Here is a 21,845-nt window from a genome sequence, read left to right as displayed (position 1 = left end):
TCCTATGGGGCCCGCTTCCAGCCTGAAAAACGGTCTGCAAGCTCGCCTGCAAGCCCCACCAAAACCGTGCGGCTCGCAGGTCGGCCCGTGGTGTAAGTCGGCAGCCCACCGACTAACACCACTATCACAGGACTCCGCCCCTAACCACCTTTGGCTAAGATCCCAGGAAAAGACCAGTCAAGAACCCACTAACTGCCACGGTTTCCGTCGCCAGGTATCTCCAAAGTAACCACCGAACAGGAGTATTCCTGTTAATTAAATTAACCATTATTTTTGTTGAATACCCGCTAACGAAAATGTCGTCGAAAATCTCGAGCCGGAGGCGGCCGAACAGAGCCCCGTGGTTGTCATCTTAGCTGGGGGGTTCTCCCGGTTTAGATGACTGGCCAATCTTTGGGACTCACGTCTCTTGTGAGAGCCAAAGTTGCCCTGAAGACCGCCTTTCAGGCTTCAGGTCTGCCTCATGGGGCGGCGTTCGGCCGCCGTAGGCGGACTTATTCCGTCAACCTAATTACAGTTAGTTTAGCATATTTTCTCATGATAATCTCATAGAACGCAAAAAGGCCCAGAGACTGAATAGACCAGTCTTTGGACCAATTAATGATCTTTGAAAGTTACCCATGAACCCCAATGAACAGGGCCACCATGAGGATGAACAAAACCAGTGTCGTAATCGCTACGTACAGGTGATCCCGTTCCTTATAGAAGGCGTAGATGGAAACAACGACCCGTAAGACGGGGGTCAAGATCAGGCAGTAGACGCCCAGCATCATAATGGCATAGGGTTTTAACTGCCACGTTCCCTGCAGGATTAACCCCATTTGCCGGGGAACCATCGTGCCGGGATAGCCGGACTTGCCCGTAATCAGAAAGAGTCCCAACCCAATGGCCATCACAATCGCAGAGAAGATCACCCCTACTTGGAGAATCCGACCGATAACCGATTCTACCTGTAGCATTTCCTTTGAAGTTGCCGTTTGCTTATCTGCCATTAGAAGTGCACCCCCAAACCTTTGAATAACATCTGGAGACCAATATACAGAATCACCGGAATGAAGACAATTCGAATCCATTTAGCCGGTAAGACCTGCATGATCCGGGACCCAACCACGGCACCGCCTAGGATTCCCAAGGCCATGGGAACTGCAATACCAGGCAAAATGGCTCCGTTAAAGAAGTAGACCGTCGCACTGGCCGCGGCCGTAACCCCCATCATCAGGTTCGAGGTCGAGCTCGATGGCTTCAGAGGCATCTTCATGAAGGTATCCATGGCCATCACCTTGAAGGCCCCCGAACCGATACCCAAGAGACCACTGGCCACGCCGGCACCAAACATCACGGAGAAGCCGGCCGGAATATTCTCGACTTGGTAGTCAATGTCCTTCATTTCGGCCTTGTCATAATAACTTCCGTTTAATTTCAGCTTGGCCGCAATCTTATCCGGTTCCACTCGTTGTAGGACCTCTTGACCCCGCCGAAGCTTCCGAACCATGTTCCAGCCCGAGAAGACCAGCAGGCAGCCGAACAATAAATAGAGATACTTTGGATCCAGGATACCCGTTAAGAGCGCCCCAACAATGGCCCCAATCGTGGTGGCAATTTCCAAGAACATGGCGACGCGTAGATTTAAAACATTGTCGCGTAGGTAGGCGATCGTGGCGCCGGAACTCGTTGCGATAACCGCAATGATACTGGCACCAATCGCGTATTTAATATTTAATCCCATCCCCAGAGTTAGAATTGGCGTGATGATCATACCCCCACCAATTCCCAGGATCGATCCCGCAATCCCAGCGAAGATCCCAACTCCCAGCATGAGTAAAGCTGTTTGCATCATAAGGCAACTTCCTCTCAATTCATTCTACGGGTAATTATGAGTCTTTACCGATCACCGTGCAAGCTAGTCAAACGTTGTCGCACCATCTGATTGAACGTTAATCACAATCTAAGGTGCTGTTATAACAGGGATGATCATTTTGCAACAGCCTATATGTTCATAGATGAACGAAAGGCCCTTTGTCACTTTCCTGGCGTCACTTACGCCAGAGCCGCCTCACAATCCCCGTTTAACGGGCTTGGAATCGATCGCATAACAAAGCCGCCATCCATATCTAAAAAATATGGATGGCGGCTTTAATTTGTATTCAGCATATATTTAAAATTGGTCAATAACTATCGATGAACCGCTGCATCAACGGACTCGGCGTTACGGCAGCTGGCCAAACCAACTGCAGGGTCGTTCGCCAGGGTTGATAGCGAATCGGCCGAATATTGGTGGCTAACCCACTACCGGCCTCGGCCACCGACTGGGGCACAATCGCCACCCCCATGTGGTCCTCGGCCCACTGGACCGCCGTCCGTGCATCGTCACAGGTACAGGCAATGAACGGGTCGATGCCCTTCTGGTCGAAGGTCGTTTGGAAGAGTTGGGTAAAGCGCCGATAGATGATTAGGGGAACATCTGCCAGATCCTCAACCCGAATGGTTGCCCCGGAAAAATGGTCATACTTCTTCGGAACCACCGCCGCCATGGACTCCGTCGTCAAGGCCTTGGCCGTTAATCCTGGCGCGGTAAATGGTGTCCGCACGATGGCGATGTCGATCAGGTGTTTATCCAATCGGTCAATCAGGCCATAGGTATTGTCCTCAAATAATCGAATTTGTACCTTAGGATAATGACGAGTTAGGGTTTGTAGCTTGCTGTTGGGGGTGGCGCCCAGCGAAGAAGACGCCACCCCCACCGACAGGACACCTGCTAAGCCCTGCCCCAACGACCGAACCTGACTGTTCGCCCGTTCTCGTAAGTCCACCAACTGTTGGGCATAGTCACGGAGCAATTTTCCTGCCGGCGTTAACGTCACGCCCTTTGGTGAGCGACGCAGGAGTTGAACGCCCAGTTCATCCTCCAATTGTTTCAGCTGATGACTCAACGGCGGTTGTGCCATGTGTAACTGTTGGGCAGCCGCCGTAATTTGGCCCGCGTTCGCAACCGCTAAAAAATAGTCTAATTGACGAAAATTCATGACGGTCACCTCCTCAAAATCATTATACCAAATGCTTACGGCAAATCTGGATCGCCATTCAACGCGCGGCGATTGACGGTCTGCTTCGCCCGATCCTTAGCCGGAATACTTTCCTGTAACAGATACTGCCGAATTAAGAGCACAATCTGTTTGTTTTGCGGCAAGTCCGAATGCGTCGTCTGATCGCCGGTAACCGTGATTTGGGTATAGTGGGCAACGTGGTTTTGAAAGACATATTTTCCTTGGTTAACACTGTTGGCAGGCACCGTACCATCACTGGAATAATTTTCCGTTCCGGCCACGGAGTATACCGTCAGTTTTGCCGGCAACTTTTCACGATACTTAACCAGCTCATTTAACATATCCGTTCGCTTAGTGGTGCTGGCGGACTCCATGTTATACGGGGTCGCAATCGTCATTAATCGGTCGATATCGACCCGCGACGTTTGCGCAAAGTATTTCTCCAGGAACAGGGTCCAAATGAGTCCACCATTCGAGTGACCCAACGCGGAGAAATGATTAAAATGATACGTCTTCACCAGGTCCTTAAAGGCAATGTTCAACCAGGCAGCCTGCTTATTAATATTGCTGTACCCATCATGATTATTATCAAAGGCGATCACAATAAAGGGCTGATTGTCCCCTTTGCGAATGGAACCGGTATAGGAAAGCTGCCCGTTCTCGGCAACCTTAACCTTCAAGACACTGTGCACCACTTTGGTTTCCTTGCGTAGCTCCGTAATTAACTCGTCAAACCGATTTTGACTGGCACTAGACCCGGGAATTAAAATAGTTGGATTCAACGGAGTTCGATAGACCGTCTTGTATTTGGCAACCCGCCGATGCATCCAGGCCACACTGGGCACGAAGATCACGGCAATCATCACCATGAGTAATAGCCAACGCCACCAATTACGCCGCATCGCGGTCACCCCCTTGGTCATTCAGTAACCGCACGAATGGCAAATAAATTAAGACGGATAATATCAAGCAAATCACGCTTAGAACCAGGGCCCGCCAATCCCCACCGGTCCCCAGATAAGCAATCAAGGGGCCCGGCGTCGTGCGGGGCACGGGATATACGATCGGTGGCACTAATTTCCAGGTTAAGGCAAACCAGGCTACGACAATGTTCACGGCCGGTGCTAAGACGAATGGAATTAGTAAAATAGGGTTGAATAAGAGTGGTAATCCCAAGAGTGTCGGTTCGTTTAAATTGACCAGATTAGGCAAAAATGTCTGATTAGCCACGCGGCGGTAACTGGTTTGACGTGAACCGATCCAAATCGCAATGATCAGGGCCAGCGTCATCCCGGCACCCCCAAAGTTAGCGTAGGCGTCGCCCAAAGTATGTAAGGTAATTGGATTGGGTGCACCCCATCCAGAACCGTGTTGGACGGCATAGGCCAGATTTTGCAGGCTAGTCACCGAACTATTGCCAGCTAGAGAGACTGGCCCAATCAGGCCAAGCCACCATAGAATGTTATTCAAGGCGGTGACCCCCAGGATCATCAGGCCACGGTGACCGGGATTGGTGACCAAGGCACTCAATCCCTGATAAACCAGGCCGTTCAGTCCACCGGCCGAAACCCAGCTTAAACCGTAGCCCAGACCCGTCGTGATCAATAAGACCAACGCCAGTGGCCAGGCCACGCGACCGGTCCACGACAGCTGCCACTTAGGGTGCCGCAATTGAAGCTTACGCAAGGCCTGCATCAGTCGACTACCGGCCCAACCAACGGTTAGCCCGACAACGATGGCCAGGAAAATCCCCTGTGGGCCTAGGTTGCCCTCGACGAATTGGGTTAATTGGTCACCCCCACGGTCGGTTTGACCGAGCGCCTGATAATTCACATTCAGTGTCAAAAAGGCCAGGGCACTCATCACCCCGACGGCGATCGCATCACTCCGATACGTCCGCGCTAAATAATGACCCGTGATGAAGGCAATCATTACGGCGACGACCCCATTCACCACCGTGCTAACCGCCTGAAACAGTTCCCGCCAGGTTTCCAGGCCCGGCAGCCAAGTCCCAACATGATAAATCTGGAAAAAGAACCCGCTTCCGGCCAAAAAACTTTGCCCGACAAAATCAATGATCGTCATGACCAAGATAAATGGATAAGCGACCCGCAAAGCTTCCTTAATGGCCCATACTGCCCGCCACTGACTCGTCCGTTGATTGAGACGCCACAGTCCCTTCAATCCTCGTTGTAATCCCATCAAACCACCCCTACTCTTTTTCTCTAGTTAGTCTCTTTTATGTTGACCGTCGAAGGCGGTCTCTGACTTTTTTCTTGATATTGGACCGCCGTCGGCGGTTAGGGGCTCCGTCCTATGGGGCCCGCTTCCAGCCTGAGAGGCGGTCTGAAAGCTCGCCTTCAAGCCATACCAAGACCGTGTGGCTCGAAGGACGGCCCGTGCTGTAGGTCGGCAAGGCCCCGACCAACACCACTGTCACAGGACTCCGCCCCTAACCACCTTTGGCTAAGATCCCATGGAAAACCAAAATCAAAAACAGCTCCCTACGTTTCCAATCACTTGGCACGCTCCTGACCAGAGGAGACATTGGTCTCCATGAAACCTTATATCTTTCCGAAATCAGACCGTTATTTCAAGTTAAATAATCAGCATCTGGCCATTGAATGTTTCAGTTGATAAATCCCTTTAAAACCGCCAGATACTTCCAACCAAAAAATCCAGCCATCGTAAGTGACCCAATCTCATCCCAGGATCAAGAACAAATGACTCGAAAGTTCTCAGCCGAAGGTGGCCAGACAGAGCCCCGTGGATGTCCTCTTAGCTGGGTGGGTTCCCCGGTTTAGAGGACTGGCCAACCTTTGGGACTCACGGTTCTGGTGAGGGTCAAAGGTGCCCTGAGGACCGCTCTTCAGGCCTCAGGTCTGCCTCATGGGGCGGCGTTTGGCCACCGTAGGCGACCAAATCTCATCCCACAGCCAAGAACAAATGACTCGAAAGTTCTCAGCCGAAGGTGGCCAGACAGAGCCCCGTGGATGTCGTCTTAACCGGGTGGGTTCCCCGGTTTAGAGGACTGGCCAATCTTTGGGACTCACGGTTTTGGTGAGGGTCAAAGTTGCCCTGAGGACCGCCTTTCAGGCCTCAGGTCTGCCTCATGGGGCGGCGTCTGGCCACCGTAGGCGACCCAGTCCAAGTCCCAGTTCAAGCCATATTATAATTTCATTATACGAGCTTCGAAAGCGGACGGGCCTTAAACGTCTCATAAGTTTTATTATGGCTGCCACCCTATATAAAAAAGGGTGTGACCATCGTCACACCCTCAAACTAATTATAAATAAATGAATTACCAGCTGAGCGAATCACTCGTCAACACTTCTGGTTGGTGATTGCTCATTAGGTACGCCCGCCCGTTGGCAGCAAAGCTCAGTCCTTCAAACTCACGTTTGGAGGCAAAATGCGTCCAGTGAACATCGGCGCTCGTCAGGTGACCATCCCCAGCTAACTTGGCCACCGGAAGGCTGGCAATCGAGTCGTCGGCAACCAAATATAGCCGACCGTTATGCGGATTGAACGCCAGGCTTTGAACCCGCGTGCCTGGCCCGTGTGCCAGAACTTGCTTCGTCAGACGAAAGATCACATGCCGCCGACCCACTCGGCCTTGGTACAGCCGGACCTCGTGATTGTTTGGTCGGGTCCAAAAGTAGGCTCGGCCGCTACGATCGAAGGCTAAGACATGGCCACCAGGCACCGCGAATTCACCTGCCCTAAGGCGGAATCGAATCCTATGAACTGGTCGCAAACTCTTTGGACTAATCTGTTGAAGATAACCGAATTGGTTCACGGGAACCCGTGGAGCCGATTCCCGATCACACCACATGTAAAGGCTATGCGTTCGCCAATCGAAGGCCAGCGATTGGCCATGCCCCGTGACAAACGCCGGCCCCACCTTGATGGCTGTTCGAATGGCCCGTTCATGAGCGGAGCTGTCAGCCGCCGCGCTGTAGACCCGTTGAATATCAACCGGTGTGGCCTGTAAATTTTCCAATTTGGCCATATCAAAACGAACGATCCGACCACGATTATGCCAGGCAGTCGGGCAATAAATCACGTAGAGATACCGGCCAACCACCATTTCACTCTGTGGGTCACCCCAAGCTTGATGGTCATAACCAGGAATTGGCAACAAATAGGTCGTAGCGAAGGTGACCGGGTTCCCCCGATCACTGACAATTTTATTGATGCCATTTAAGTTGGCCGCCGTAGCATACGTCCTGGGTACCGGAGTGAAATGCACTTGGGCATCGTCCAAAGTCCGTAAGGTCCCCGGATTTACCAATGCCGCGCTCGATTGATCAACTGTCGTCATCGCCTGAGCCGTTGGACCACCAAACAAGCCAGCCCCCAGACCTAGGATTACGATACCGATTAAACCAATTCTCTTCCAATTCTCTTCATAATCCATCACCCCTCAATCTTTTGCGCCAGTATAAGACGTTTAAATCGAGAGGAGGGCGGACAAAGCTTTTATCGCGTTGTCAACTTACCAACTGGTCCGATCGCTAATCAAGACCTCTGGGTTATGGTTACTCAATAATAGTGCGTGACCATTAGGCAAAAAGGCCAGGCCCTCAAATTCCCGCCGCGGCGAGAACTGGGTCCATTTAACATCGTTCTTAGTCAAACGACCATTACCATTGAGCTTCTTAGCAGGCAGACTGGCAATCGAATCATCGGCCACCAGATAAAGCCGGCCATTATGCGGATTGTACCCCATACTTTGGACATGGGTTCCTGGCCCACGCCGCAAGATTTGATGGGTTAAACGGAAATGCATGTGATGCCGTGAGATCCGACCCTTATAGATACGGACGGATTGGCCACCTGGTCGTGACCAGAAGTAGGCATTGCCATACTTATCGAAGGCCAAGACGTGACCACCATTGACGTCACCCTTGTTGCTCCGTAACCGGAAGCGGGTCCGATAATGCGGCACCAACTTGCTTGAGCTAATCTGTTGGATATAGCCATATATGCTAGTTGGAACCGCCGCAGACTTTTCCCGGTCACACCACATATAAAGCTGGTGATCATGCCAATTATAGGCAAGTGACTGTCCGTGACCAGTGGTGAACGCCGGACCAACCTTAACCGCCTTGCGGACAGCCTTCTGGATAGTTCCCGATTCCGTATAGGCCGTCTGAATCTCACGAGGACTAGCTCCTAATTGATCCAGCTTTTTCAGGTCATAGCGGACAATCCGCCCACGATTGTGCCAAGCCGTTGGCGTGTAAAGCACATACAAGTATCGACCATTCGTGGTCGTACTTTGCGGATTACCCCACGCCTGATTATGGTACCCCGGGTATGGGAATAAAATCTTCGTGGCAAAATTGACGTGGGCGCCCTGAACACTTCTAATCGTATTATTGCCATGCAACCGCGTCGCATGGTTATACCGCTTAGGGCTCTTCACAAAGTGGACGTGATAATCGTTCAGCGTGCGGGTCCGTCCAATGCTAAGTCCCCATGCCTTTTGATGATAGGTGGTTAACGCATGCGCCGAGACATCGGGGAGCATCCCCAAGACCACACCAACAACCACTAGCCAACCTGTAAATTTTCGAAACATATGTATCACTTCTTATTTAATTTTGCTTAAAATGATTAAGTATCTATACATTGTATCCCATACTTGTGAAATAAACAATACAGCGGGTAACCCCATAAGGGGCACCCGCTGTATCAGTCGTTACGAATCTATTTTAATGGTTAAATAAGGTCGCGTTTGAAGGGATCCTTCGAAATGCCTTGGTCGAGAATGGCCTTGCACCATTCCTTGGCGGAGAACAAGCTATGGTCGCGGTAATTGCCACAACTGTACTTGTCAGTGCCTTGAACGTCTTTCCATTCGGTGTCGAAGGCAATCTTGTGAAGCGATGCCTTCAGGGCCTTGGCAACTTCTTCCGTAGATTGTTCACCCCAGGTGATCAGATGGAAGCCGGTTCGACAGCCAAATGGCGAACAGTCAATCACGCCGGACATTTCATCCCGCAGATACCCTGCCAACAGGTGCTCAATCGTATGTAACCCCGCGGTAGGAATAGCATTTTCGTTGGGTTGTACCAACCGTAAATCAAAATTAGAGATAACGTCACCCTTGGCACCCGTTTCACGAGTGATTAATCGAACGTAAGGTGCCTTTACCGCCGTGTGATCCAAAGTAAAACTTTCGACTTTTGCCATAATTCGCCAGCTCCTTCTTTAATATAGTCATGAGACCCTCTCTACCATACACCTCAAGGCAAGCAGATCGTCAATGCCTTTCTGGAAATCTTTAGGAATCACTGACAGTCTACAAAGAAAACGTTAAAACCAAGCCATCATCCCCGACGCACTTTTACCGAGTCTCTATACTAGGTCATGGCATTAGAGATACTGGGGAGGAATAATCATGCATCGAGAAGCTAAACACTACGAACACCTATTACCTAAGAAGCACCACTGGCGGCGTTGGGGGATCGTCGCCTTGGGCATCGTGTTGGGCCTGGGACTTTATGGTTGGCATGCCTGGCACACCGCCCAACAGAGTTTCTCGGCGACCTACAAGGCGGTGGGCAAGCCCAATGACACCGCCTTAACCAGTGGCAAGCCGTTCGCCATTCTGTTATTGGGAACCGACACCGGCGCCCTGGGCCGTCATACCGTCGGTCGGACCGACACCATGATTGTGGCCACCATTAATCCACAAAAGCAGACAGCCAAATTAACCAGCATCCCCCGCGACACCCTGGTCACCATCTGGGGAAGCCAACAGGACCAAGAAAAGATCAACGCCGCCTACCCGTTATACGGTGCGAACACAACGATCAAAACCGTAGAACATCTCTTGAACATTCCCATCAATTACTACGTCTTACTGAACATGGGCGGCCTGGAGAAAATGATCGACGCCGTCAACGGCGTGACCGTCACGCCGCCACTAACCTTTCACTATCAACAGGCTAATGTCACCAAGGGCGTCAAGATCCACTTAAACGGCGCGAGTGCCCTGGCCTATTCACGCATGCGTGACGCCGATCCCCTTGGCGACTACGGTCGACAGGCCCGCCAACGACAAATCATCAAGGCCCTCGTTTTGAAGGAGGCCAGCATCGGTTCACTGGCCCGCTACCAAACCGTCCTGGATTCGCTCGACCACAACCTTGAGACTAATCTCACCTTCGACGACCTCATGTGGCTGCGAGCAAAGGATGGCCACACGAGCCGACACATTGAATCGCAAACCCTACAAGGTCAACCGGCAACCATCAACGGTATCGACTATCAGGTGGCCTCACCCACCACGATTAATCAGGTCAGCCGCAATCTCCGACGGGCCCTCGATCTGCCCGCCAGCGCCTTTCAAACGGACGCTCTCTACCCATTGGGCCCGGCCGGCAACTAAAATTGGTCATTCAAAAAAGGCACTTCACGATGAAGTGCCTTTGACATCTCTAAAATTATTTAGACTGATCATCATGGTTAGCTTGCCGATCTTGCCAAATTCGCCACCCGATAATCAGAATACTGACGTCACCTAAAATGGTCCCAAAGGCAATCAGAACATTCCCCGTCGAGGTGACCATGAGTCCGGCCGTCGCGGGCACGCGAGCCAACACCGCCAGAAATGTGGTAATCCAAAGACTGCCTAAGATCGCCGGGAACCAGGACAATGGCTGCTGACGACGATGCCACCAAGTGAATAGCGACACCAGAATGGCAAAGCCGAGCCAGACGAAGGTCCCCACTTCCCGATTCAAGAAGATCAGGCCAACCGCCGGAATGACTCGCGCGGCGACCCACATGGCGACCAACAACCCCAAAATGACGACCAACCAGCCAATCAGTTGCCCCTGTGTTGATGAGACTCGTCGATGCAGCCACCAGCCTAGTAACATGGCAATAATGAACAGACCGTATTGGACGGCCACCAATCCTAGTTGTAAGGGAATTGCCGGCAGAATCACCGTCGGCAAGATCGTTCCCAACGTAAAGATGAGTAATGGTACTAATAGATCCCAGTTCCACCGGGACTTCGTTTGCTTTGCCACGACTGGATCTCCCTTCAATCAGCGAGGCAACATTCCCCAGAAGCCCAAGGCCGCCAAGGCTAAGCCACCGCCAACGCTTAATATCAAATAACTTATAAGTGCACCATACCGCCGTTGATCGGCCAGCATAACCATTTCATGGCTAAACGTGGAATACGTGGTAAAACCACCCAACACCCCGGTTCCGACAGTAACGACTAGCCAATGCCCCCAGCCAACGGCGGTTAAGCCGCCCAACAGCAGGCTGCCGAACCAATTAATCAAGAGGGTCGCCAACGGCCAGCCATTCGAAACATGTGGCTGTAAGTATCGCGTTATGGTATACCGACCCAGGGCCCCAACTGCCGCCCCTAGGCCAACGCCGACCGCCATCATCGTTCAACCACCGGAAACGTGAACCAGCGCCGAGCAACCCAAACGCCCAACCCACTCATGATAAAACCGCCCACAACGGTCAGGCCCATATACATCGCGGCCAGCCCCCATTGCTGGGTCATCAGCATCTTTAGACTGTCGACACTAAAGGTCGAGAAGGTTGTGAATGCCCCGACGCCGCCCACGCCAAGGCCCACCGTTAATGCACTCGGCCAGCCGGCAGTCAGCTTTTTCGCATGGGATAACCAGGCCAAGAACCCACTACCGAGGAGATTAACGATGATCGTCGCCCAGGGAAAGTTGGGACTCGTCGGCAATTGCAGGCCCAACCAGTAGCGCAGAACGCCACCAATGAAGGCCCAGCCGGCGATCGAAAACCACGTTGTCATACGTCTCGCCTCCAGAAAATAATCTCTTCATTATACCAAAAAAGCCGCCAAAACGGCGACTTCCCGTTAAATTTAGTGGGTCTTGACCACCAGATCCAGGGCGGCCTGTAGCTTTGCCTGCTGTTCGGCTGACAACTGGTCCTCGGTTACACACTGTTTCACATTCTCTGCAACGACGACTCCCATCATCCGTTCAACGCCGGAACGAACCGCGGCGAGTTGTGTCAGAATGTCACTGCATTCGCGACCATCCTCAACCATCTTTAAAATCCCTTGAAGTTGGCCATCTGCGCGTCGAAGACGATTCTTGAGTTGCGTCGACGTTGTCTGTACCATTAGCCGGCCACTTCAGTTAGCTTGCCATCCAGGTACTTCTTGAGGGCTGCCTTGGGATGGAAACCAACGACCTTTTCCGTTGGCATCCCGTTCTTAAAGATCACCATGGAAGGAATGCTCATGATACCCAAGCTCTGAGCCAATTCTTGATTCTTATCGACATCGAGCGAGGCAAACTTGACCTTGTCCCCATATTCTTCATCTAAAGACTCGAGGACTGGCGTCTGCATCTTACATGGACCACACCAGTCGGCCCAAAAGTCCACAACCGTTACCGCCGTGTCGTCACCAATGTGTTCAAAATCCTTTGTTGTAATGGCTTGCATCATCAATACCCCGTTCTCTCTGATTTAATGTTGCCTAGTATACCCCAAGGGGTATGCTTTGACCAGCATTTAGCTTGCTTCCGTTAAAAAGGGCATCGGATTAGCTCCGATGCCCTGGAAAAAATCAGTTATGTTTAGTCGGTTAATTCTGGATCTGGGTCAACTCCAGCCGTTAAGCGGGGATGATTATTCCCACGCTTGGTTTCCTTCTCGACCGCTTGTTGAGCCACAAGGTTCAAGTAGTTGAATGGGTCATCGAAGTTCGGGTTAAACAACATATCCACGAAGGCCAGGTCATCGATCGTATTACGGTTTTGAATCGCAATCGAGATGGCGTTGGCCGATTGGGCCACTTCATGTTTACTGAAGAATTGTGCCCCTAAGATGCGACGGTTCTGCCGGTTATAAACCAGGTTGATCGTCAGGTCATCCGTGCTTGGCATATAAGCTGGCCGCCAGGTTCCCTCAAAGGTAACCATGTCGGCATCCATCCCAGCACTCAAGGCATGGTCGATGGTCAATCCGGTTGAAGCTAACGTGTGGCCAAAGATCTTCATGGCGGACGTTGCTTGAGTCCCCATGTATTGTTGAATGTTACCGAAGACGTTAATCCCGGCTAGCATCCCTTGCCGAACGGCGTTAGTCGCCAATGGCGTGTAGGCTGGCTTGCCGGTTGGGTTAAAGTTTACGACACTGGCATCACCACAGGCGAAGATGTCTGGGTTTGACGTTTGCACATAGTCATTAATGATAATGGCCCCGTGCCGGTCCATGTCAACTTGCCCCCGCAGCAACTCGGTGTTAGGCACAAAGCCCGTGCAGACCACGGCAAGGTCCGCCGTGAACTCGCCATTAGTCGTCTCGATAACCAATTCCCCATTGTCATTACCAGTAAAGGCCGTTACCCGCCGGTTAAGGTTAACGGCAACACCCTTGTCTTCTAGTAAGCCAACAATGTGGTCGGATAATCCCTTATCCACATAATGATTCAAAATGATATCTCGAGATTGGAACAATTGAACATCATGGCCAGTCCGGGCATAGCTTTCTGCCAGCTCGGTCCCAATATAACCAGCACCGATAATCGCAATCCGCTTGTTGTCCTTGGCTGCGGCATCGATCGCCACCGCTTGTTCATAATTCTTACACAACATAACCTTTTCTTCATCAATCCCAAAGATTGGTGGAACAGTCACCGTAGACCCAGTGGCCATGATTAGTTTGTCGTAGGTGTCCGTCGTCAAGTCACCAGAGTCCATGTCCACAACGTCAACCGTCTTGGCTTCGGAATCAATCTTGATGACATTCCGCCGAGTCTTAACTTTGGCGCCAGCCTCTTCCAGCTGTTTTGGTGAAGAATAGAACATATCTTCTAGATGCTTAACTTGGCCGTCTAAGAACAAAGAGATTCCACAAGAAAGAAATGAGACGTTCGTATGACGTTCATAAATAGTTACATCTGTGTCTGGATGATCACGCAAGATTTGAAGCGCGGCATTTGTGCCAGCGTGTGTACTACCAACAATGATGACTTTCATGTTTACCCTCCTACACGAAAAACGATTCTAAAGTTAGCATACTAGAAAGTTAGCAAAAGATAAATGACTTGCTCTCAAAAAGCCTGGCCACAAACGGTAATTCCTCACACTTCACAGAAAGTGGTTAAAACAAGTGCAAAACGCACTATAATTTAGGGCCCGTTACGCCCTAACTATTTCCAAGTCGTTCGCTTTCTCAAGCTTTTCGAATTCACGCGACAACCTATCATAATCACGATCGACAACCGCAAAATAACGAGAAAAATTTCAAATATAGTAAATATTATATCCAATTTATTCAAGTGGTTAACTTATTCATTCGTTCACTCAAATGGTTACTCCAAAACTGACGCGATCAGTTTGCATGCCAATAAAACCCGTCATCATAGGTTTTTGACTTAAACCAGCTCGCCACAGTGCCCACGAATATTCTTTAGCCACTTCTTCGATTCCGTCACATTTCGCTTGCAGGCTAGCGAGGTTCTGACTATTATTATCCTCAGTTAGTTCGTGATACGTTCTGACCTTAAAGCACTGTGATAGATGATAGGAATCACTGTCTATAGATGCACTCCCCCCCAAAACAAGTGATTTATTAACAGATTCCTAATAATGGTCCTGAGCAATCCGCATGTTGCTCAGGGCCTTTCTTTACCCTTTTTTTCGAATAACGGTCCAAATCTGTCGCGCCGCCACCGGTAACACCAGAATGGCCAGGAACAACCAGGTGAAGTTAGCCCGAATAAATGGGGAATTGCCAAAAAAGAACCCCACAGCACAACAACTCACAACCCAGACCAGGCTCCCCAACAGATTCTCTAGGCGAAACTGGCGCCATCCCATATCGGTAGAGCCCGCCAAAACAGGTAGAAATAACCCAACAAACGGGATAAAACGACCGAATATCAGCGTTTCTTTCTGATTTTTTTTGAAGACAGCATTGGCCTCCGCGACCTTCTGATCGGGCAGACGCCGGATCAACCGGTCTTGCACACTCTGCCATCGCACTGAGGTCCAATACTTCACCGCAGACCCTGCTGTTGCTGCCACGGTAAACATTAGAATCAGGCCCCAGATATTCAGAACAGAGTGCGGACTGGCCGCAATCGATCCCCCCATAAATAGTAAGGATTGCCCAGGTATAAAGGAAAAAATCAACATTCCAGACTCCAAGAAAACTAGGAAAAACAGGACCCAGTACGTGCCTGCGCCGAGTTGATTGGTTAAGCTGACTAACAAATCCAGCGGATGCCAAATCACATTACTAAAAAATGTTACGAGTCCCAAGTTGGTCGCCCCCTTTTCTGGTTAAAGTATGTGTGACCATTAACCATTGCTTATTCATATTATTTAGGCCACCCTCACCCCATTTACGTCAACCCGTAACGGGCCTAAACTGGTGATTAACGGCGCTTTTCCAATTGCGTCTAGTATAAACGATAAACAGGTGAAATTCTCATTTTTTAAGTGTTAATTGACTGAATTTGCGATCATTGCTCGCTTTAACTGATTTATAAAGTGATCATGAATCCCCCTAATCATTCGTTGGACTCGATCTCTCAGATTTAAAAAAGTGTCGCCGGTGACCATCAATTCTGTTGATTAGCTTCCATTATACGTGGATTCCAGGGGACTGCCGATTAAATTTTAAGTTGGCTAGTATTTTTCACAATTTCAATTGGCTATGAATCAAGCAGGCCGGCGCTTTAGTATCGGTTTGTGAACACTTTCCCGTTATAAAAAAATCGATTGATTGGTCCATTCATAACCCATACAAGGGGCCACGAAGAGTCGTCAATCAACCGAATTCGTTATTATTAAATTTGTGAAACCAATCGATTGCACCTCATGAAGACAGGCGTTACACTACAGTCAAGTTAGTAACAACGAGTGTTGCTAGCGCATCTACACCAAGTTCTTATTACTCTACTATTTACGAGCAGCCATTAGCACTCCCCCAAAGTTTCTATTCCTGCTCGTATCCCCCCTCAAGCCGCGATAGCCTTGCCATCGTGGCTTTTTTTTGCCCTAAGAAGCTAGTCCAAGACCTGGACACCGACCCCAATCAAACCAGGACCGGTATGCACACCCAAGGCAGGCGAAACATCCCCGGAGTACCACTGCAAGACGCCCGGATGAGCCTCCTGCAGTCGTTTGAGGACATCGGCCCGCAGGTCTGGATTCACACCATCACAAACGGCCACGTTGACCCGCTTGGCGGACCCAATGGCCTCATCCACCAATTGTAAGAGCTTCGCTAGTGTCCGCTTTTCCCCCCGAACCTTGGCAATCGGATAGTACACCCCTTCAGGATCACAAGAAATAATTGGCTTAACGTTCAGTAGCGTTCCCGCCATGCCCGCGACCTTGCCAATCCGTCCTCCAGCCTGCAAGTACTTCAATGAGGGGACGTAGAAGAACACTTTGGTCTGCGCGGTTACCCGTTCAACCTCCTTGATAATATCGTCGAAGGACTTGCCCTCGGCCCTAAGCTGTGCGGCATAAATGGCGGCAAAGCCACTGCCAATTCCCACACTACACGTGTCAATCACGTGCACCGTTAACGGCGAATCCTCCGCCAAAAGTCGGGCCTCTTGATAGGTTCCCGACAGCTTGGCGGAAATGCAGATGGCAATCACGTGGGTATACCCCGATTGTTCAATTTGATCTAAGGCATCGACAATCCTTTTTCCCGTTGGGCTGGCCGTTGTGGCCGATTCCTTGGCCTGGCGTTCATAGAATTCCGTTGGTGTAATGGTAATCCGATCCTCATAGACCCGATCCCTAAAAATAACGTTCATTGGCATTAACGCCATATCGGCAGCTTCAACCACTTCGGCAGGAACGTCGGAGCAGGAGTCCACCAGAATTGCGATTTTTTCTCTTGGCACAGGAATTACCTCGATTTCTACTGAGTTCTTTCGCTTTAAAGGTTATTATAACTCAGTTACCTAGTTTTGAAAACTAGGTCTTCTGTGGTCAGTTCCGTAACAGGCCAAACCGAGCGGCTGATTTGCATTCCAACCAAGACGTTAACCGATTATTGGCGAGGAGACGACCCGGTTTAAAATAATTTTTTCTATCGTTGAAATATTAACGATAACTTATTTTTAAATAACCAGCCACTAACGTCTAGTAAAACGGATTACCTTGCTGACTTTTTCACACACAGTCCTATATCAACCATGAAACCGGAAACACTTAAAAGTGCCTTTATCCAGGGACACTTTCCGGTGATTAATTTAGAAATAAAAGCAGATATAAAAATAGTTTTGGCTGCCCGAAACAATTGGCTCCGATGGTTGACATCGGGGCTCAGAGGCCTATACTTACGGTTGGAATCGTAGTCTCTAATCCCGTTAATCATTCTCAATTTTGCACTTATTCGCAACATTTTAGTTTAACGGGATTGGAACCAGAAAGACAGAAAGTCACCTGACTACCTGAATTTCTAAGCCAATAGAAAAGAGGGATTTTATGAAGAATCATGAAACCAACGACAAGTCCAAACACCATATGTTAGAATCCACCGGAAACGACCAAAAGAGCCTGAATGAAGTCAACGGAACGGTTGAAGTTCCCCAAGGCGCCGGCTTCTGGCGAACATTGATGGCATACACGGGGCCAGGTGCCCTGATCGCCGTCGGGTATATGGACCCTGGTAATTGGATTACGTCTATCGCCGGTGGTGCTCAATACAAGTACGCGCTGCTGACCATCGTCTTGATTTCAAGCCTGATTGCCATGTTGCTACAAGCCATGTCCGCCCGCTTAGGGATTGTGACTGGTAAGGACCTGGCTCAATTGACACGGGAACGAACCGGTAAGAAGACCGGGATCGTCCTCTGGATTATTACCGAACTCGCCATTATGGCCACCGATATCGCCGAAATCATTGGTTCCGGGATTGCGTTGAAGCTATTATTCGGTTTCCCACTCATTGTTGGGATTCTCATCACGGCGGCCGACGTGCTGGTTCTGTTAGTCCTCATGAAGTTAGGCTTCCGTAAAATTGAAGCTATCGTGGCCACGTTGGTCGCAGTCATCCTCTTCGTCTTCCTATACGAAGTTATCTTGGCGCAACCACACATGGGTGAAGTCCTTAAGGGGTACTTGCCTTCAAGCCACGTGGTGACCAATCATGGGATGCTCTACCTGTCCCTTGGGATTGTCGGGGCAACGGTTATGCCCCATGACTTATACCTGGGTTCATCAATTTCTCAAACACGGAACTTTGACCGCAAGGACCGCAAGAGTGTTTCTCAAGCGATTCGCTTCACAACGATCGACTCAAACATTCAATTAACTCTAGCCTTCGTCGTTAACAGTTTGCTGTTAATCTTAGGGGCCGCCCTCTTCTTTGGGACGAACAGTGACCTCGGTCGCTTCGTGGACCTGTTCAACGCCTTAAGTAACAGCCAAATTGTTGGCGCCATCGCCAGTCCAATTCTCAGTATGCTCTTTGCCCTTGCCCTGCTGGCATCCGGTCAAAGTTCAACAATTACGGGAACCTTGGCTGGCCAAATCATCATGGAAGGTTTCATCAACCTGAAGATGCCCCTGTGGGCACAACGGCTGTTGACACGTCTGCTTTCCGTGACCCCGGTCATCATCTTCGCCGTTATCTACCATGGTAACGAAGCTAAGATTGAAAACCTGTTAACCCTCTCGCAAGTCTTCCTGAGTATCGCGTTACCATTTGCGATGATTCCGCTGGTGATCTTCACCAGTAGCAAGGACCTCATGGGCGAGTTCGTTAACAAGACTTGGACCCGAATCCTCGGTTGGATTATTGCGATCATCCTAATTATCTTAAACGTCTACCTAATCTTAAATACGTTGCATCTCACCTAAACATGATGAGTGGCCCGGCCGGCTTGGTCGGGCTTTTTATTTTGCTGTCGGTTAGTCTGGCGATCTGGTCACCGGCATATTCAGATGGAAGGTCGATTGCATCAGCAGATACCGGATACCCATGGGGGTTATCGGGAGGCGGTATTGTTTGCGGCAATGGCCTCAGATTGACTTTTTTAAGAGCTAATTAAAGGCGGTGCGCTCCCCTTGTTTGGGATCACACCGCCTATTTTAATCTCTTTAGCTTTTTGATTTAACGCTGTCGAAACGTGCAATCAGCTCCGTTTAACCCCACTAGGAAACTAATCCAAACCCGGGATTAATTCCTAGTGATGTTAATATTCGCCGGCTAACCGCCCTGTCTGACACTCTTACTAGGCGCGTTGACCACCGTCAACCGTGAATTCTGCCCCGTTAGCGAACTTGGATTCGTCGCTACCTAAGTAGACACAGATTTCACCGATATCATGAGGTTCGCCCATGTGGCCAACTGGAATGGTCTTCACGATTTGTTCGCGAGCCGCTTCGGGAATGATGGCCGTGTCAATCCACCCTGGATGAACGGAGTTAACCCGAATATCAATCCCACGTGAAGCCAGACTCAAGGCCGTGGCGTGCGTCAGCATGCGACTCCCACCCTTGCTGGCAGAGTAAGCTGGGGCCATAGGCAACCCAACCAAGCCGGCAACGGAGGAAACGTTGACAATGGAACCCTTAGCATCATTCGTCTTCTTCATCGCGTTGATCGCGGCCTTTTCACCCAAGAAGTTAGCGGTCAGGTTAATGTCGATAACCTTTTGCCAGTCTTCTAACGATAGATCTTCAAGGGCACCGTTAACGCCACCGATCCCGGCATTGTTAACCAAGATGTCGAGCTTGCCAAACTTGGCAATCGTGGCATCAATAACTTTCTTCCAATCGTCTTCGTTGGCAACGTCTTGTTGAACGAACAGGCTGACGTCATCACCGAACTTGGCAACGGCGGCATGGCCGCCATCCACGTTATGGTTGGCGGTCAAAACCACCTTGGCCCCTTCACGCACGTAGCATTCAGCAACCCCCAAACCGATTCCGGCAACCCCGCCGGTAATGATGGCAACTTTTCCCTTTAAACGATCACTCATTTTATAATCATCCTTTCTTCTTTTGCTTCTTGTTCAGAATATCACACCTTCTTTGTGAACCACAATAATTTATTTAAACCCCAAAATCTTCAAACCAAAAAAGAGTCCGGACGGTTGTCCGAACTCTCTGTGGTTAACTCTTTAACGATTTAGGAAAATTTGTGGGGCAGGATTAGGCCACCCGTTTCATCATCGTTTGGATGGTCACGCTTTACCACCAATTCTTGGTTCACGAAGCTACTAATCCCGTTTTGACCGAGTTCACGACCAAAGCCAGACTTCTTCACCCCACCAAATTCTAGTTCAGGTAAGGAACTGAAGAAGGTATTCACGTAAACCATGCCCGTTTCAATCCGGGAAGCCAATTCGGCACCGTATTCTGCGCTACCGGCAAAGACAATCCCACCTAAGCCATAATCGGCATCGTTAGCCAATTCAATGGCTTCGTCATCGTCAGCAACCTTGTAAACTTGGGCAACGGGGCCAAACATTTCTTTCCCGTAAGCCGGGTTGTCCTTGGTGATATTGGTCAGAATCGTTGGCAGGAAGAATTGACCATCGCTATCAACGGCGTCATGAACAAAGTAAGCCGTGGCACCGCCAGCAATCGCTTCATCAACTTGAGCTTGCAACTTGTCCTTAGCCTTCTTGGAATTCATTGGGGCTAACGTCGTGCTTGGATCCATTGGGTCACCCAGCTTAACCGAGGCAAAGGCATCCTTCAGGGAAGCCAAGAATTCATCATAATGATTGGCCGTCACGATGAACCGCTTCGATGACGTGCAGACTTGGCCGGCATTGTACAGCCGGGCCCGTGGGGCAATGGCATTCACATCGGCCATGTTGGCATCATGGGCGACGATGAAGGCATCGACCCCACCAAGTTCCATGGTGCTCTTCTTCAAGTATTTACCGGCAACTTCGGCAACGGCGGTACCGCCGCGTTCGGAACCGGTCAAGGCAACTCCTTGAACCCGCTTGTCGGCCACAACTTCAGACACTTGGTCGTAAGATAAGAATAGATTGGTCAAAGCACCATCCGGCGCACCGGCCCGCTTAACGGCATCTTCAAAGGCCACAGCAGAACCTGGGGTAATTGCCGCATGCTTGAAGACGATTGGGTCACCAACGGCAAAGTTTGGCGCGAAGATCCGCATCATTTGGTAGTATGGGAAGTTCCAAGGTTCAACGGCCATCAACACACCCAGTGGGTGATTTTCGAGTTGCGCATCGCCGGCAATGGAATCAATGTGACGTGGTTTCAGAAATTCTTCGGCATGGTCAGCATAGTAATCCGCAATCATGGCACACAGGACGACTTCGCCTTGGGCTTCGACATACAGCTTCCCCATTTCGGTGGTCAGAACCTTTGCCAGACTGTCGGTTTCATCACGGAAAATTTGTGCAAGCTTGTGGAGGACTGGAATCCGGGTTGATACTGGATCGTTACGCCAGTCTTTATAGAGTTTTTGCGCCTTTGCTAAACTTGCTTCAACATATTCAGGCGTGGCATTTTCATAAGTCTTGACAACTTCATTGGTATAGGGATTGGTTGTTTGATAAGCCATTTCTATTTTCCTCCTTTTAGGGCCATTGCCATTTCACAATGTAACCCCTTACAAGCGCAACTATACCCGTCCTAAAACTGGAATGCCAGCAATTTGATTGTGATAAAAAGTTCAATAAGTTTGTGAATTTTATACTTTCCGATCGACTCCCGGGAAAGTTGCTGGCGATCCTTGTCCCAATTGGTCTTGCTCGTTTAGACACAAAAAAATCACCGACAAATAACGTCGATGACCACAGATAGA

20 protein-coding genes are annotated in these 21,845 nt (G+C 50.0%); 2 read left to right on the top strand and 18 right to left on the bottom strand.

Annotated elements, in window-relative coordinates; genetic code table 11:
- Positions 1 to 614 precede the first annotated feature (614 nt).
- From EKM96_RS01200 to EKM96_RS01165, 8 genes are all read right to left on the bottom strand, one after another.
- Positions 615 to 992 carry a DUF1634 domain-containing protein gene (locus EKM96_RS01200; protein WP_125638594.1) on the bottom strand — a complete coding sequence of 126 codons (378 nt, stop codon included), beginning with the start codon at positions 990 to 992 and terminating at the stop codon, positions 615 to 617.
- A complete protein-coding gene (locus EKM96_RS01195; protein WP_125638591.1) occupies positions 992 to 1,837 on the bottom strand; it encodes a sulfite exporter TauE/SafE family protein in 846 nt (281 codons plus the stop codon). Before EKM96_RS01195 ends, EKM96_RS01200 begins: the two co-directional genes overlap by 1 nt.
- A gap of 328 nt (positions 1,838 to 2,165) precedes the next feature.
- Positions 2,166 to 3,023, bottom strand: coding sequence for a LysR family transcriptional regulator (locus tag EKM96_RS01190; RefSeq protein WP_125638589.1), 858 nt, complete (start codon positions 3,021 to 3,023; stop codon positions 2,166 to 2,168).
- A gap of 35 nt (positions 3,024 to 3,058) precedes the next feature.
- The gene (locus EKM96_RS01185) at positions 3,059 to 3,946 is read right to left on the bottom strand and encodes an alpha/beta hydrolase (protein WP_125638586.1); all 888 of its coding nucleotides are present in this window, start codon (positions 3,944 to 3,946) and stop codon (positions 3,059 to 3,061) included.
- Positions 3,936 to 5,246, bottom strand: a complete 1,311-nt coding sequence (locus tag EKM96_RS01180) for a PTS transporter subunit EIIC (protein WP_125638583.1) — start codon at positions 5,244 to 5,246, stop codon at positions 3,936 to 3,938. Before EKM96_RS01180 ends, EKM96_RS01185 begins: the two co-directional genes overlap by 11 nt.
- A gap of 1,099 nt (positions 5,247 to 6,345) precedes the next feature.
- A complete protein-coding gene (locus EKM96_RS01175) occupies positions 6,346 to 7,464 on the bottom strand; it encodes a hypothetical protein (protein WP_125638580.1) in 1,119 nt (372 codons plus the stop codon).
- A 78-nt stretch (positions 7,465 to 7,542) separates the two neighbouring features.
- Positions 7,543 to 8,631 (bottom strand): hypothetical protein, encoded by a 1,089-nt coding sequence (locus EKM96_RS01170; RefSeq protein ID WP_125638577.1) that lies wholly within the window; start codon positions 8,629 to 8,631, stop codon positions 7,543 to 7,545.
- Positions 8,632 to 8,771: 140 nt separating this feature from the next.
- Positions 8,772 to 9,245: an S-ribosylhomocysteine lyase gene (locus EKM96_RS01165; RefSeq protein WP_125638574.1), complete on the bottom strand. Its 474-nt coding sequence runs from the start codon at positions 9,243 to 9,245 to the stop codon at positions 8,772 to 8,774.
- Positions 9,246 to 9,453: 208 nt separating this feature from the next.
- Between EKM96_RS01165 and EKM96_RS01160 the strand changes: the two genes are divergently transcribed.
- Positions 9,454 to 10,446 carry an LCP family glycopolymer transferase gene (locus EKM96_RS01160; protein WP_125638571.1) on the top strand — a complete coding sequence of 331 codons (993 nt, stop codon included), beginning with the start codon at positions 9,454 to 9,456 and terminating at the stop codon, positions 10,444 to 10,446.
- A 55-nt stretch (positions 10,447 to 10,501) separates the two neighbouring features.
- Here EKM96_RS01160 and EKM96_RS01155 read toward each other — a convergent pair whose 3' ends face one another.
- The 8 genes from EKM96_RS01155 to EKM96_RS01120 all read right to left on the bottom strand — a co-directional run bounded on the left by EKM96_RS01155 (position 10,502) and on the right by EKM96_RS01120 (position 16,947).
- On the bottom strand, positions 10,502 to 11,092 hold the full coding sequence (locus EKM96_RS01155) for a hypothetical protein (protein WP_125638568.1): 591 nt from the start codon (positions 11,090 to 11,092) through the stop codon (positions 10,502 to 10,504).
- Positions 11,093 to 11,110: 18 nt separating this feature from the next.
- Entirely contained in the window at positions 11,111 to 11,467 is a 357-nt protein-coding gene (locus EKM96_RS01150) for a fluoride efflux transporter FluC (RefSeq protein WP_225417541.1), read from the bottom strand.
- Positions 11,464 to 11,856, bottom strand: a complete 393-nt coding sequence (locus EKM96_RS01145) for a fluoride efflux transporter FluC (RefSeq protein WP_125638565.1) — start codon at positions 11,854 to 11,856, stop codon at positions 11,464 to 11,466. Before EKM96_RS01145 ends, EKM96_RS01150 begins: the two co-directional genes overlap by 4 nt.
- Before the next feature lie 72 nt (positions 11,857 to 11,928).
- On the bottom strand, positions 11,929 to 12,192 hold the full coding sequence (locus EKM96_RS01140) for a metal-sensitive transcriptional regulator (protein WP_125638563.1): 264 nt from the start codon (positions 12,190 to 12,192) through the stop codon (positions 11,929 to 11,931).
- On the bottom strand, positions 12,192 to 12,518 hold the full coding sequence (gene trxA, locus EKM96_RS01135) for a thioredoxin (RefSeq protein WP_082622355.1): 327 nt from the start codon (positions 12,516 to 12,518) through the stop codon (positions 12,192 to 12,194). The genes EKM96_RS01140 and trxA overlap by 1 nt, the downstream gene beginning before the upstream one ends.
- Positions 12,519 to 12,652: 134 nt before the next feature.
- Entirely contained in the window at positions 12,653 to 14,056 is a 1,404-nt protein-coding gene (locus EKM96_RS01130) for an FAD-dependent oxidoreductase (RefSeq protein WP_125638560.1), read from the bottom strand.
- A gap of 651 nt (positions 14,057 to 14,707) precedes the next feature.
- Positions 14,708 to 15,343 carry a VTT domain-containing protein gene (locus tag EKM96_RS01125; protein ID WP_164510949.1) on the bottom strand — a complete coding sequence of 212 codons (636 nt, stop codon included), beginning with the start codon at positions 15,341 to 15,343 and terminating at the stop codon, positions 14,708 to 14,710.
- Positions 15,344 to 16,092: 749 nt separating this feature from the next.
- Entirely contained in the window at positions 16,093 to 16,947 is an 855-nt protein-coding gene (locus EKM96_RS01120; protein WP_125638554.1) for a DegV family protein, read from the bottom strand.
- A gap of 586 nt (positions 16,948 to 17,533) precedes the next feature.
- On the opposite strand from EKM96_RS01120, the gene EKM96_RS01115 reads away from it, so the two are divergent.
- Complete coding sequence (locus tag EKM96_RS01115) at positions 17,534 to 18,910, top strand: Nramp family divalent metal transporter (protein ID WP_125638552.1); 1,377 nt, start codon at positions 17,534 to 17,536, stop codon at positions 18,908 to 18,910.
- A 374-nt stretch (positions 18,911 to 19,284) separates the two neighbouring features.
- Here EKM96_RS01115 and EKM96_RS01110 read toward each other — a convergent pair whose 3' ends face one another.
- Together EKM96_RS01110 and EKM96_RS01105 are read right to left on the bottom strand one after the other, a co-directional pair.
- Positions 19,285 to 20,034 (bottom strand): glucose 1-dehydrogenase, encoded by a 750-nt coding sequence (locus EKM96_RS01110; RefSeq protein ID WP_125638549.1) that lies wholly within the window; start codon positions 20,032 to 20,034, stop codon positions 19,285 to 19,287.
- Positions 20,035 to 20,183: 149 nt separating this feature from the next.
- Positions 20,184 to 21,602, bottom strand: a complete 1,419-nt coding sequence (locus EKM96_RS01105) for an NAD-dependent succinate-semialdehyde dehydrogenase (protein WP_125638546.1) — start codon at positions 21,600 to 21,602, stop codon at positions 20,184 to 20,186.
- Between the last annotated feature and the right edge of the window lie 243 nt (positions 21,603 to 21,845).

The sequence above is a fragment of the Levilactobacillus tangyuanensis genome, from assembly GCF_003946545.1.
Lineage (GTDB): Bacteria > Bacillota > Bacilli > Lactobacillales > Lactobacillaceae > Levilactobacillus > Levilactobacillus tangyuanensis.
Note: the sequence above shows the minus strand (reverse complement) of the source record. Positions and strands in the feature narration are given on the sequence as shown.

Bases quoted from the DNA above. Each gene is read 5' to 3' on its own strand.
- EKM96_RS01200 (WP_125638594.1), bottom strand. From the start codon at position 992: ATGGCAGATAAGCAAACGGCAACTTCAAAGGAAATGCTACAGGTAGAA.
- EKM96_RS01195 (WP_125638591.1), bottom strand. From the start codon at position 1,837: ATGATGCAAACAGCTTTACTCATGCTGGGAGTTGGGATCTTCGCTGGG.
- EKM96_RS01190 (WP_125638589.1), bottom strand. From the start codon at position 3,023: ATGAATTTTCGTCAATTAGACTATTTTTTAGCGGTTGCGAACGCGGGC.
- EKM96_RS01185 (WP_125638586.1), bottom strand. From the start codon at position 3,946: ATGCGGCGTAATTGGTGGCGTTGGCTATTACTCATGGTGATGATTGCC.
- EKM96_RS01180 (WP_125638583.1), bottom strand. From the start codon at position 5,246: ATGGGATTACAACGAGGATTGAAGGGACTGTGGCGTCTCAATCAACGG.
- EKM96_RS01175 (WP_125638580.1), bottom strand. From the start codon at position 7,464: ATGGATTATGAAGAGAATTGGAAGAGAATTGGTTTAATCGGTATCGTA.
- EKM96_RS01170 (WP_125638577.1), bottom strand. From the start codon at position 8,631: ATGTTTCGAAAATTTACAGGTTGGCTAGTGGTTGTTGGTGTGGTCTTG.
- EKM96_RS01165 (WP_125638574.1), bottom strand. From the start codon at position 9,245: ATGGCAAAAGTCGAAAGTTTTACTTTGGATCACACGGCGGTAAAGGCA.
- EKM96_RS01160 (WP_125638571.1), top strand. From the start codon at position 9,454: ATGCATCGAGAAGCTAAACACTACGAACACCTATTACCTAAGAAGCAC.
- EKM96_RS01150 (WP_225417541.1), bottom strand. From the start codon at position 11,467: ATGATGGCGGTCGGCGTTGGCCTAGGGGCGGCAGTTGGGGCCCTGGGT.
- EKM96_RS01145 (WP_125638565.1), bottom strand. From the start codon at position 11,856: ATGACAACGTGGTTTTCGATCGCCGGCTGGGCCTTCATTGGTGGCGTT.
- EKM96_RS01140 (WP_125638563.1), bottom strand. From the start codon at position 12,192: ATGGTACAGACAACGTCGACGCAACTCAAGAATCGTCTTCGACGCGCA.
- trxA (WP_082622355.1), bottom strand. From the start codon at position 12,518: ATGCAAGCCATTACAACAAAGGATTTTGAACACATTGGTGACGACACG.
- EKM96_RS01130 (WP_125638560.1), bottom strand. From the start codon at position 14,056: ATGAAAGTCATCATTGTTGGTAGTACACACGCTGGCACAAATGCCGCG.
- EKM96_RS01115 (WP_125638552.1), top strand. From the start codon at position 17,534: ATGAAGAATCATGAAACCAACGACAAGTCCAAACACCATATGTTAGAA.
- EKM96_RS01110 (WP_125638549.1), bottom strand. From the start codon at position 20,034: ATGAGTGATCGTTTAAAGGGAAAAGTTGCCATCATTACCGGCGGGGTT.
- EKM96_RS01105 (WP_125638546.1), bottom strand. From the start codon at position 21,602: ATGGCTTATCAAACAACCAATCCCTATACCAATGAAGTTGTCAAGACT.